The organism is Azospirillum argentinense (assembly GCF_000632475.1).
Taxonomy (GTDB): Bacteria; Pseudomonadota; Alphaproteobacteria; order Azospirillales; family Azospirillaceae; genus Azospirillum; species Azospirillum baldaniorum.
This window is the reverse complement of the sequence record NZ_CP007793.1, coordinates 2174523-2187659: the sequence shown is the minus strand read 5'-3', so window position 1 is coordinate 2187659 and position 13137 is coordinate 2174523. Positions and strand designations below refer to the sequence as shown.

Annotated in this window: 3 protein-coding genes; 1 reads left to right on the top strand and 2 read right to left on the bottom strand. The window is 67.8% G+C overall.

Annotated elements, in window-relative coordinates:
* The first annotated feature begins 227 nt into the window (after positions 1-227).
* Positions 228-9239 (top strand): DUF4347 domain-containing protein, encoded by a 9012-nt coding sequence (locus tag ABAZ39_RS10350; protein ID WP_038529156.1) that lies wholly within the window; start codon positions 228-230, stop codon positions 9237-9239.
* Positions 9240-9853: 614 nt separating this feature from the next.
* Here ABAZ39_RS10350 and ABAZ39_RS10345 read toward each other — a convergent pair.
* The gene (locus ABAZ39_RS10345; RefSeq protein ID WP_144243497.1) at positions 9854-10621 is read right to left on the bottom strand and encodes a hypothetical protein; all 768 of its coding nucleotides are present in this window, start codon (positions 10619-10621) and stop codon (positions 9854-9856) included.
* Between the two features lie 559 nt (positions 10622-11180).
* Complete coding sequence (gene mutL / locus ABAZ39_RS10340; RefSeq protein ID WP_038529152.1) at positions 11181-13079, bottom strand: DNA mismatch repair endonuclease MutL; 1899 nt, start codon at positions 13077-13079, stop codon at positions 11181-11183.
* Between the last annotated feature and the right edge of the window lie 58 nt (positions 13080-13137).

Here is a 13137-nt window from a genome sequence, read left to right as displayed (position 1 = left end):
GCTGGCCATCAGCACACGCCTGCGGCAAGAGCGGCAACAGAGCCTGCAGGATTATGTGGCGTTGTGACAAAATATTTCAATTTTTGACATAACGCTCTGTCGATTGAACACGCAATAGGCCTTCTGATAGATAGAAATTTGTAGGCAGTCTATCTATTGCAAAACAATCTACGCGCGAACGCGATAGGCCGATTGCCCTAAGCGATGGAAACAGCAAGGGCACAGTCATGGACACGACCAACCTCATCGCTTCCGCCGTCACTTGGACGATTCCGCGTCCTGCCGATCCCACCGCCAACGGTGGGCGCATGGAGGCCGTGTTCATCGACACCGGCCTTGCCGACTGGCAGACGCTCATGGCGGGCGTGGCCGCGGGGATCGAGATCGTGCTCATCGACGGCTCGGCGGATGGGCTGGCCCAGATGGCGGCTTGGGCGGCGGGGCGGTCGGGTTATGACGCCATCCATGTGCTGAGCCACGGCGCCGCCGGGCAGGTCCGGCTGGGCGCGCTTCTGCTCGACACCGCCGCCGTGGCGGACCGCTCCGCCGAACTGGCCGCGCTCGGTGGCGCGCTGACGCAAACGGGCGACCTTCTGCTCTACGGCTGCGATGTGGCGAGCGGAGACGGCACGTCCTTCATCGCCGCCTTGGCCGAAGCGACCGGAGCCGACGTCGCGGCCTCGACCGACCGGACGGGCAGCTTCGCCGCCGGCGGAAACTGGGTTCTGGAGGCCGGGATCGGAAGCCTGGAAACGTCGTCCCTGGTGTTCCAGGGCTATGCCCATGCGCTGGCTCCCCTCGCCCCAACCGCCGGCAACGATTCGCTGACCGGCACCGTCGGCGACGACAGCATCGCCGGCCTTGCCGGCAACGACACCCTGAGGGGCAACGACGGAAACGACACCCTGGACGGTGGCGACGGCGACGACACCCTCTACGGCGACGCCGGCAACGACAGCCTGGAGGGCGGCGACGGCAACGATTATCTGGACGGCGGCACCGGCAACGACACCCTCGTCGGTGGCGCCGGCAACGACAACCTCGTCGGCGGCGCCGGCAATGATTCCCTGGTCGGCGGAGCCGGCAACGACACCTTCAGCATCGGCAGCCTTTCCGACTACACCAACGACGACATCATCGACGGTGGGGCCGGCGACGACACCATCCGCTTCTTCAGCACGACGGCAGGGGACACCCTGGTCCTCAACAGCAATGTGACGGACAGCGACGGCACCATCAGCGTCGTGATATCGGGCACCGCGACCGGCGGGATCAACAGCGCGGCGGTGAACATCGACGCGTCCGCCGTGACGCTGGCGGGCGGCGTCACCATATCCGGCAACGGCGAAGCCAACACGCTTACCGGATCGGCCCAGAACGACACGATCAGCGCCGCCAATGGCAACGATACCCTGTTCGGCGGTGCCGGCAACGACAACCTGAGCGGCGGCAACGGCGATGACTCGATCGTCGGCGGCACCGGGAACGACTACCTGGACGGCGGCGCCGGAAACGACAGCCTGTTCGGCGGTGATGGCGACGACACCTTGAGCGGCGGCGCCGGCACCGACCGCCTGTTCGGCGGCGACGGCGACGACGTCTTCCTCATTTCCGCCGCCGCCGATCATACCGCCGACGAAACCATCAACGGCGGGGCCGGAAACGATGTCATCCGCTTCGTCTCCTCGTCGTCCGGCGCCATCCTGGTCCTCAACAGCAACCTGACCGACAGCGACGGCACCATCACCATCGACGTCTCGCGCAGAGCCGACGGCACGACCAGCAACTCGGCAGTGGGGGTCGACGCGTCCGCCGTGACGCTGACGGGCGGCGTCACGATCATCGGCAACGCCGGAAAGAACGTCCTGACCGGATCGGCCTACAACGACTCGATCAACGGCGGCAACGGGGACAACGTCCTGGATGGCGGCGATGGGGACGACACCATCATCGGCGGCACCGGCAACGACACCATCATCGGCGGAGCTGGAACCGACTCCCTCTTCGGGGGGAGCTTCAACGACGTTTTCGGCATTGCCGCCGGTTCCCACCACACGGCCAACGAAACCATCGACGGCGGTACCAGCTCCGACACCATCCGGTTCTACAGCGCGACCGACGGTGACACCCTCACCCTCAACAGCAATCTGAAGAACGGCAGCAACAACTTCACCATCGCGATAACCGGCGACGTTAACGGCGCGGCCAGCAACGCTTCGGTGAATGTCGACGCGTCCGCCGTGACGCTGGCTGGCGGCCTCAAGATCTTCGGCAGCGGCGGAAACAACGTGCTGACCGGGACGGCCCAGAGCGATTCGATCGAAGGCGGGGACGGCAACGACTCCATCAACGGCGGGGACGGTCGGGACACGCTGAACGGCGGAGACGGCAACGACACCCTCATCGGCGGCGGAAACAACGATTCCCTGAACGGCGGGGACGGCGACGATTCCCTGGAGGGCGGCACCGGCAACGACACCCTGACCGGTGGCGCCGGCAACGACACGTTGACCGGCGGTGCCGGCAACGACGTCTTCGTCGATCCCAACGGCGACGTCATCACGACGCTGGAGAGCGGCGACATCATCCGGTTGACCGGTGGGGCTGCCCAGATGCTCGGCGCGAGCCATCTGCAGTACGACAGCGGCACCAAGACGCTGACGGTGGATTGGGACAAGAACGACACCTTTGGCGGAGGGTCCGACGTCGTCATCACCTTCACCGACGCTCCCAACCTGACGACCTTCACGATCACCGACAACGGCGCCTTCGCCGACATCACGATGAGCGCCGCCCCGACCGGCCCGACCGTCACCGATGCGAACATCTCCATCTCCGGCGGCAGCGGGACGGGCGGTGCCTACAAGATCGGCGACACCGTCACCGCGACCTGGAGCAACACCGCCACCGGCGACAACAACACCGACGCCCTCACCGGCGTGACGATGGACTTCAGCCAGTTCGGCGGTGGTTCGGCGGTCGCGGCGACCAACAGCAACGGCGTCTGGACCGCGACCTACATCATCACGGCCGGCTCCATCGACGCCACCAACCGCAACGTCTCGGTGACCGCGACCACGGCCTCGGGCAGCACCACGCAAGCCGACGGCACCAACGCCACGGTGGACAATGTGGCGCCCACGCTGACGCTGGGCAACATGGCGGGCCAGGCGTCGCTGGTCGGCACGAACAGCACGCTGCGCATCGGCAGCACGGTGACGGCGATCTGGGACAACAGCGGCAGCGGCGACGGAAGCGACAACACCGACACGATCGCCAGCGTGACGGCGGATTTCAGCCAGTTTGGCGGCGGTTCCGCGGTTGCCATGACGAACACCGGCGGCGTTTGGACCGCGACCTACACCGTCGTCGCCGGAAGCTTCGACACCACCGGCCGCAACGTCTCGATCACGGTCACCGACAACGCCGGCAACAGCACGACGCTGACCGACACCGCCAACCACAAGCTGGACAACGTGGCGCCCACGGTGACGGACGCCAACATCGCCATCTCCGGCGGTACCGGCACCGGAGGGGCCTACAAGATCGGCGATACGGTCACGGCGACCTGGGACAACACGCTGAGCGGTGACAACAACACCGACACGCTGACCGGCGTGACGATGGACTTCAGCCAGTTCGGCGGCGGTTCGGCGGTCACGGCGACCAACAGCAACGGCGTCTGGACCGCCACTTACACCATCACGAGCGGCTCCATCGACGCCACCAGCCGCAACGTGTCCGTGTCCGTCACCGACAACGCCGGCAACAAGACCACCACCGCCGACGCCGCCAACGCCATTGTGGACAATCAGGCGCCCAAGGTTACCGATCCGGCGATTTCCATTTCCGGCGGGACGGGAACCGGCGGCGCCTACAAGATCGGCGACACCGTCACGATGACGTGGGACAACACGCTCGCCGGCGACAACAACACCGACACGCTGGCCAGCGTCACGGTGGACTTCAGCCAGTTCGGCGGCGGCTCCGCGGTTGCGGCGACCAACAGCAACGGCGTCTGGACCGCGACCCACGCCATCACGTCGGCACCCGGCGGCACCGCGAACCTCAACGTGTCGGTCACCGCCACCGACAACGCCGGCAACGTGAAGACCACGGCGGACACCACCAACGCAACGCTGGAGGTCGCCGTTCCCACGGTGACGGACGGCAACATCGCGATCTCCGGCGGCAGCGGCACCGGCGGCGCCTACAAGATCGGCGACACCGTCACGGCGACCTGGGACAACACGATCGACGGCGACAACAACACCGACACCGTGTCCGGCGTGACGATGGACTTCAGCCAGTTCGGCGGCGGTTCGGCGGTCGCGGCGACCAACAGCAACGGCGTCTGGACCGCCACTTACACCATCACCTCCGGCTCCATCGATGACACGAGCCGCAACGTCTCGGTCTCCGCCTCGCTGGCGGGTGGCGGCACAAAGACGACAGCCGACACGACCAACGCCACGGTTGACAATCAGGCTCCCACGGTGGCCGACGGCCACATTTCGGTCTCCGGCGCGACGGGAACCGGCGGCGCCTACAAGATCGGCAATACCGTCACCGCGACCTGGGACGACACGCTCCTCAACGGCGACAACAACACCGACACGCTGGCCAGCGTGACGTTCGATTTCTCCGCCTTCGGCGGCGGCAGCGCGGTGGCCGGCGTCAACAACGGCGGCGTCTGGACAGCGACCTACACCATCACCGGCGGCTCCATCGACGCCACCAACCGCAACGTCTCGGTGACCGTCACCGACGACGCCGGCAACGTGACGACGACGGCGGACTCCAGCAACGCCACGGTGGACAACATCGCGCCCACCGTCACCGACGCGAACATTGCGATCTCCGGCGCGACTGGGATCGGCGGGGCGTTCAAGATTGGCGACACCGTCACCGTGGTGTGGAACGGCACCGCCGACGGCAACACCGACACGCTGGCGGGCGTGACGGTGGACTTCAGCCAGTTCGGCGGCGGCAGTTCGGTCGCGGCGACCAACAGCAACGGCGTGTGGACCGCCACCCACACGATCGTCAGCGGTTCCATCGACGCCACGGGCCGCAATGTGTCCGTCACCGCCACCGACGACGCCGGCAACACGAAGACCGGCATCGACAGCAGCAACGCCGTCGTGGACGACCGGGAACCGTGGGCGAGGGACAGCTTCATCGCAATCTCCGGCGCGACCGGAACCGGCGGGGTCTACAAGATCGGCGACACCGTCACCGCGACCTGGGACAACAGGATGGTGGGGGGTGACAACAACACCGATTCCCTGACCAGCGTGACGTTCGACTTCTCCGCCTTCGGCGGCGGCAGCGCGGTCGCGGCGACCCAGACCGGCGACATCTGGACGGCGACCTACACGATCACGGCCGGCTCCATCGACGCCGCCAACCGCAACGTCTCGATCACCGTGACGGACGATGCCGGCAACATGGCCACGGGGACCGACACGACAAACGCCGCGGTGGACAACGTCGGCCTCACTGTCACCGATGCGAACATTTCCATCTCCGGTGGGACCGGAACCGGCGGTGCCTTCAAGGCCGGCGACACGGTCACCATGACGTGGGACAACACGCTGAGCGGCGACAACAACACCGACACGCTGGCGGGCGTGACGGTGGACTTCAGCCAGTTCGGCGGTGGCTCCGCGGTCACGGCGACCAACAGCAACGGCGTGTGGACGGCCACCTATACCATCACCGGCGGTTCCGTCGACGCGACGGGCCGCAACGTCTCCGTGACCGTCACCGACGATGCCGGCAACACGACCACGCGGGCCGATACGGCCAATGCCACGCTGGACAACGTCGCCCCCACCGTTACCGACGCGAACATCTCGATCTCCGGTGGGACTGGAACCGGCGGTTCTTTCAAGACCGGCGACACGGTCACGATGACGTGGGACAACACGCTGAGCGGCGACAACAACACCGACACGCTGGCCGGCGTGTCGGTGGACTTCAGCCAGTTCGGCGGCGGCTCCGCAGTTGCCGCGACCAACAGCAACGGTGTCTGGACGGCGACCTACACGATCACCGCGGGCTCCATCGATGCCACGGGCCGCAATGTTTCGGTTTCCGTTACCGATGACGCCGGCAACACGACCACGCGGGCGGACGGCACGAACGCCAGTGTGGACAACGTCGCCCCCACGGTGACGGACGCGGCGATCTCCATCTCCGGGGGTTCGGGCCCGGGCGGCGCCTACAAGGCCGGTGACACGGTCACCATGACCTGGGACAACACGCTCGCCGGCGACAACAACACCGACACGCTGGCGGGCGTGACGGTGGACTTCAGCCAGTTCGGCGGCGGCTCCGCGGTCGCGGCGACCAACAGCAACGGCGTGTGGACGGCCACCCACACCATCACCACCGGTTCGCTGGAGGCGGCCAATCGCAACGTCTCGGTCACCGTGACCGACAATGCGGGCAACGTCACCACGCGGGCGGACACGACCAATGCCACGGTGGACAACGCGCCTCCCGCCGCGCCGGCCATCACCGGTTTCTCCAGCGACACCGGAAGCTCGTCCAGCGACCACCTGACCAACGACACCACACTGGTGCTGAGCGGTACGGCGGAGGCCAACGCCCTGGTGACCGTCAAGCTGGGAGGGAACTCCATCGGCACGGCGAACGCCAACGGGTCCGGCGCCTGGACCTTCGATTACACAGGCACGGTTCTGCCGGCGGGCACGCACAGCTTCACCGCCACAGCCACCGACTCCGCGGGCAACGTGTCCACGGCCTCGTCGCCCTTCACCGTTACGGTGGACACCGGCGCCCCGTCCGCCACCCTGACGCTGAGCGACACCAGCCTGGACGAGACGGGGGCCGCGACCCTCACCATCACCTTCACCGAGGCTCCGGTCGGCTTCGCGCTCGACGACCTGTCGGTGAGCGACGCCACCCTGTCCAACCTGACGGTCCAGGCGGGCTCCAACGGGCTGGTCTACACCGCCACCCTGACGCCCAACCTGGACGTTGAGGCGACGGGCCGCACCGTCACGCTCGGCACCGGCTGGACCGACGCGGCGGGCAACGCGCCCGCGGCCACGGTGTCCTCGCCCGCCTTCTCCATCGACACGCTGGGCGTGGCGGGCGTCATCGCCACCCCGTCCGGGACGGTGACCAGCGAGGCCGGCGGCGCCGTCACCGTCGCCATCGTCCTGGCGACCCGGCCGCGCGGCGACGTGACCATTCCGCTGTCCGTCTCGAAACCCGGCGAGGCGCAGATTTCGGTCGGCAGCCTGACCTTCACCACGGCCAACTGGGACACCCCGCAGACGGTCACGGTCACCGGCCTGGACGACGGCGTGAACGATGGCGCGCAGGCCTACAACCTCGTGCTCGGCGCGATCACCAGCACCGACAGCCGCTACGCCGGGCTCGATCCGGCGGACGTGGCGTTGAGCAACGCCGACGACGATCCGCCGTCCATCGCGCTCGCCACGGCCACCCGCGATGACAGCACCACCGGCGACCCCACGGCCCGGGTCACCGGCACCGCCGACGCCGGTTCGAAGGTGGAGGTGTGGCGCGATCTGGACAACGATGGCGTCCTCGATCCGGAGGACACGCTGCTGACCTCGGTCCAGCTCGGAGTCGGGGAGACGGCCTTCGCGATCGACGTGCCGCTGCCGAACAATGCGCTGACCGACCTGATCCTGGTGGCGGTGGACGCCGATGGGCACCGCTCCGCTCCGCTCGACGTGGCCCAGCGCTTCCGCACGGTGGAGACCGGCTCCGGCACCAACGTCACCAACGAAAGCAGTGTGGACAGCGACGGCAACGAGCGGGTGGACGTCGAGGCGGTGTCGGAGCAGGCCGGCGGGTTCGCCGAGGTGGTGCTGACCGACCAGACCGAGGATGACGGCGAACCCATGCTGACGGCCAGCGTGTCGGCGGGCACCCGGCTGGTTGCCAGCGGTCCGGCAACGCAGCAGAGCAGCGCGGTGGCCGGCCAGACGCTGAGCAACAGCCTGCTGATGCTCGCCGCCGGTTCCGACGAGACCGAAAAGGCGGCCCTGCAGCAGATCGCCAGCCAGATGCCGGCGGTCACCGGCTTCCTCGGCTCCTCCACACCGGTCACGGTGCGGCAGATCGTGGTGACCGCCAGTTCGGGCGGCGCGACCACCGGCCCGGTGACCATCCGCGGCACGGCGGACCAGGGCGATGGTGTCGCAGCGGTCGTGCTGGACACCCGGCAGGCTGCGGGCAGCACCGAGGTCAACCTGGACAACGTCAGCATCGCGGTCATCCTGGGCGAGGCGCGGATAGGCGGCGGCGCGGGCAACAACGCGGCCTACGGCGACTCCAGCGCCCAATTCATGCGGATGGGGCCCGGCGACGACACGCTGTCGGGCGGCGGCGGCAACGATACCATCGCCTCCACCACCGGCAACGACCTGCTGTCCGGCGACGACGGCGACGATCTGGTGCATGGCGGTGAGGACAATGACACGGTGATCGGCGGTGCCGGCAATGACACGGTCGGCGGCGGCACCGGCGACGACTATGTGTTCGGCGACACCGGCGACGACATGCTGTTCGGCGAGGACGGCGACGACTGGGTGATCGGCGGTGATGGTCGCGACATCCTGTCCGGCGGGGCCGGCAACGACCTGCTGTTTGGCGAAGGCGGCAACGACACCGTCTTCGGCGGCGACGGCAACGACATCGCCTTCGGTCAGGAGGGCGACGATATCCTGTCGCTGGAAGCCGGCAACGACATCGCAGACGGTGGCGACGGCAACGACACCCTGTTCGGCGGCGATGGCAACGATACCCTCTTCGGCGGGGCCGGTGCGGACCTGCTGTCGCTGGATGCCGGCAACGACCTCGCGGACGGCGGGGAGGGCAACGACACTCTGCTCGGCGGGGCCGGCAATGACACCCTCTTCGGCGGGGCCGGTGCGGACCTGATCGACGGCGGGGAGGGCAACGACGTGATCTTCCTCATCGACGGGGCCGACACCGTGTGGGGCGGAGCCGGAAGCGACCTCTTCGTGCTCGGCACCGGGGGTGGCGGATCGGTGGTGATGGATTTTACCGCAGGCACCGACCGGCTTGCTCTGACCGACAGCTCGATCAGCCTTGCCGGCGTGATCGCCTCGGCGCGGGCCGTCGGCGGCAGCACGGTGCTTGATCTGCGGCCCGGCAGCAGCGTTACCATCCAGGGCCAGACCGGGGATGTCGCGCGCTGGTTCGCCTGATCGGGCGGTTGGGCGGCCCCCGCACCCCGGAGATCGCCCGCCCGTGAGCCAAGCCATCCCTTCCACTGGCTTTGTCACGTGAACCGGACCGACGTTCAGGAAGCCGGAGCCCCCGACGGGTTCACGCCGCGGCGGTCCCGGCGGGAGGCCAGATGGCGCTGGAGGTTGAAGCAGTTATAGACGGCGGCGTGCAGGGAGACGAAGCGCTGGGCGGGACTGCCAATTGGTCATCGCCTATGTCAGGAGGTTGCGTAGGGTGCGGCCGGATATCAGGCGGCGTGGAGGTTGGAGATGTTGTAGACGACTGCATACAAGGGGATGTGGAGTTGCCCCGGCTCGGTGGACGGGTTGGGGCTTATTTCACTCCGTAACGCCGGGCCTCCTTTCGTAGTCAATCGGTGACGGATAGCTGAGGGCGGAATGCCGTCGGTGGGGATTGTGCCGTCCTTCGATAAAGGTGAAGACGGCGATGCGCGCCTCGGCGGACCGGCTGATGCGAGACCTTCGCTCGGTTGTTCTGTCGCGGGCCCTGCTCGTGCCGTGCCACCAAACCAATCTCACGGTAGGCAGCCCTGGGGGGGAACCAAGTTTATAGTTAGGTTCCCGATGGTGGTTTAGTTGGGATGCCTACGCCCCGAGCCAACACAATGAAACAAGACCCGTGAGGAGGAGGGCACTCTGCTCCAGAGGTGGTCACACCCGGACACGTCCGACCGGCGCCAGACCAACCGCATGTTCTCCTTAAGCGCACACACCGGCTCGATTTCGTGGCGCGCCAAGGTCCGCTTGACTTGGTTGGGATGGAGATCCAGCCACTTGGCAATTTCCTTCGTAAGCATGTGGTGCGCGGTGAAGTCGGCAAGCGCTTGTCCGGTGAGCGCCACATGCCGGTAGCGCTGAACGCTCCAGGCCGTGTCGAGCGTAGGCCGCCGCTCGATCTCGGGAGCTTCGATGATGCGGAACGACCAGCCGAGGCCTTCATAGACATCGGCGGCGAGCCGTAACTTCAGGTCATAATCCGCGTCGTCGTCAGGATTGTAAGCCTTTTTGATCTCGTAGATTTCGACCCGTCCGTTGGCCAGGTCGCGGCGCAGGTCGGGGAAATAGATGAGAGGGCGCGGGCGCCCCACGTGGATCTCGAGGCGGTGGGGTTGCGAGAGATAGGCGACGACGTTCGCGTCGGCCTCGCAATGCCAGAAGAAAGCGCGTTCGCGCTTGTCCTCCCAGGGAAGCGTCCGGCGGGCTTTGGCGCTCAAGTACCGACCCGTCGGCTTGCGGTGGCGGCCATTGATGATGCGCCGTATCGGGCCGCCCCGCGCATCGGCGACAATCCTTGCCGCAGTGCGCATTTGTAATACCGGCGAGCGGAGCCACTGACTCACTGAGAGGGATTCCCAAGGCCGGCAATCCGTGATTCGATTCCCTATCGCGATGGGGAGGAGCGAATGCCAGCGGCGTTGCCGATCCGGGAAGAGCTGAGCGCTAGCGAATTGCGTGCTCTGGCGCGGCGGGAGGGCAAAGGGCGGGTGGCGGCACGCATGTTCGCCATCGCCCATGCGCTCGACGGGGTGAGCCGGGCGGGCACTGGGCAGTGCGGTTGCTCACAGGGGAAGGGCTCAATCACGCATGACGATCTGTTGCCGCCGCTCGACTTGGTTGGCGCTTCCCCGTCATTCCAGCCAGCAGGCTGGCCGTTGCAGATAAATCCCTTTGCCTATCGGCCCGTTGGCGGGGCACTCGCCGATCATTCTCATGATGGCTTGCTCCCTTCGTCGCGCCGCCCGTTTCATAGCGCGATCTGCGGCGAGATGAGGCCGGTCAGCGGCCATCCAATGAGTGCTGGCGCGACGCCGAAGCGGGCCGTCTCCGGGTCAGTCTTATTGTGGTTTCAGGGTCAATTCGTGTGTGGTTGAGGGTCAGTCTATCTGTGGTCCGACAACCCTAACGGCGCCCGAACAGCCGCTCGATGTCCGACAGCTTCAACTCCACATAGGTGGGTCGCCCGTGGTTGCACTGGCCGCTGTGGGGAGTGGCCTCCATCTGGCGCAGCAGGGCGTTCATCTCCTCCACGCTCAAGCTGCGTCCGGCGCGGACGGAACCGTGGCAGGCCATGGTGCCGCACACATGCTCCAGACGCTCCTTCAGCGACAGCGCATCGCCCAGCTCTGCCAGTTCCTCGGCGAGGTCGCGGACGAGGCTTTTCACATCACTCTGACCCAGCAGTGCCGGCACCTCGCGCACCAGGACGCAGCCGGGGCCGAAGCCCTCCACCGCAAGGCCCAACTCGGCCAGTTCCGCGGCGCGGCCCAGCAGGCGGTTGGCGGACGGCTCGTCCAGTTCCACCAGCTCCGGGATCAGCAGGGCCTGCCGCTTCACGCCGCCCTCCAGGAGGGCGGTCTTCATCCGCTCATAGACCAGCCGCTCATGGGCGGCGTGCTGATCGACGATGACGATTCCCTCGGTGGTCTGGGCGACGATGTAGGTGTTGTGGACTTGGGCGCGGGCCGCGCCCAGCGGGTGGCTGTCCAACGGCGGAGCGGCGGCGGCCTGCGCCGAGTAGTCCGGCGGGCGCGCGGCGGGCGCGGCCTGCCAGCCGGCGAGACGGCCTTGCAAGGGAGGGAGCGGCGCCTGATGGGGCGCCTGGAAGGCGGTCGCCCGGTCGGCCAGCCCGCGCGGCACGACGGAGCCGTAGCTGCCGCCCCAGGATTGCGCCGGCTGGTGCCCCGGGCTGCGGTAGGGCAGGGGGGAAGGCGACAGGATGGCTCCATCCGCGTCCAGCTCGCTGTTCTCCGGGCGCAGCGCGCCCAGAGTCGCCAGACCCACGGTGGTCGAGGCGCGGTGCCCGGCCTCGGCCAGCGCGTGCTTGAGCGCGCCGACGATCAGCCCGCGTACCAGCCCCTGGTCGCGGAACCGCACCTCCGCCTTGGCGGGATGGACGTTCACGTCCACCTCCTGCGGGTCAAGGTCGAGGAACAGCGCCAGCATGGGGTGGCGGTCGCGCGGCAGGAAATCGGCGTAGGCCGCCCGCACCGCGCCAACCATCAGCTTGTCCCGCACCGGGCGGCCGTTGACGAACAGATGCTGGTGGCGGGCCGTGGGGCGGTGCAGGGTGGGCAGGCCGATCCAGCCGGCGAGCGTCACCCCCTCGCGCGCCGCCTGCACCGGCACGGCGTTGTCCTGAAAATCGCGGCCCATCAGGGCGCCCAGCCGGGTCAACCGGGCGTCGAGCAGGTCGCCCTGCGCCGCCGACAGGCGCAGCGTCGAGCGGTTGTCGCCGTCCAGCGTGAAGGCCACGCCGGGATGGGCCATGGCCAGCCGTTCGATGCAGTCGCCGATGTGGTCGAACTCGGTCCGGGCGGCCTTCAGGAACTTCAGGCGGGCGGGCACGGCGGCGAACAGGTCGCGCACCTCGACGCGGGTGCCCTGGGCCAGCGCGGCGGGCTGCGGCGCGCCCTTCAGGCCGGCGTCCACGGTCAGCGCCCAGGCGCTGTCGGCGCCGCGCGGGCGGCTGGTCAGGGTCAGGCGGCTGACCGCCCCGATGGAGGGCAGCGCCTCCCCCCGGAAGCCCAGCGAGCGGATGTCGAGCAGGTCGTCGGACGGCAGCTTGGAAGTGGCGTGCCGCTCCACAGCGAGCGCCAGCTCGTCCGGCCCCATGCCGCAGCCGTCGTCGGTGATGGTGATGAGCGACTTGCCGCCATCACGCACCACCACGTCGATGCGGGTGGCCCCGGCGTCGATGGCGTTCTCCACCAGTTCCTTGACGGCGGCGGCGGGCCGCTCGATCACCTCGCCGGCGGCGATGCGGTTGACGAGCGTGTCGGGCAACATGCGGATCGGCATGCGCCAAATATAGTAGGCTCAGGCGCGGAATGCCACCATGAGCGGGGGCGTGCGCGGC

Bases quoted from the DNA above. Each gene is read 5' to 3' on its own strand.
- mutL (WP_038529152.1), bottom strand. From the start codon at position 13,079: ATGCCGATCCGCATGTTGCCCGACACGCTCGTCAACCGCATCGCCGCC.
- ABAZ39_RS10350 (WP_038529156.1), top strand. From the start codon at position 228: ATGGACACGACCAACCTCATCGCTTCCGCCGTCACTTGGACGATTCCG.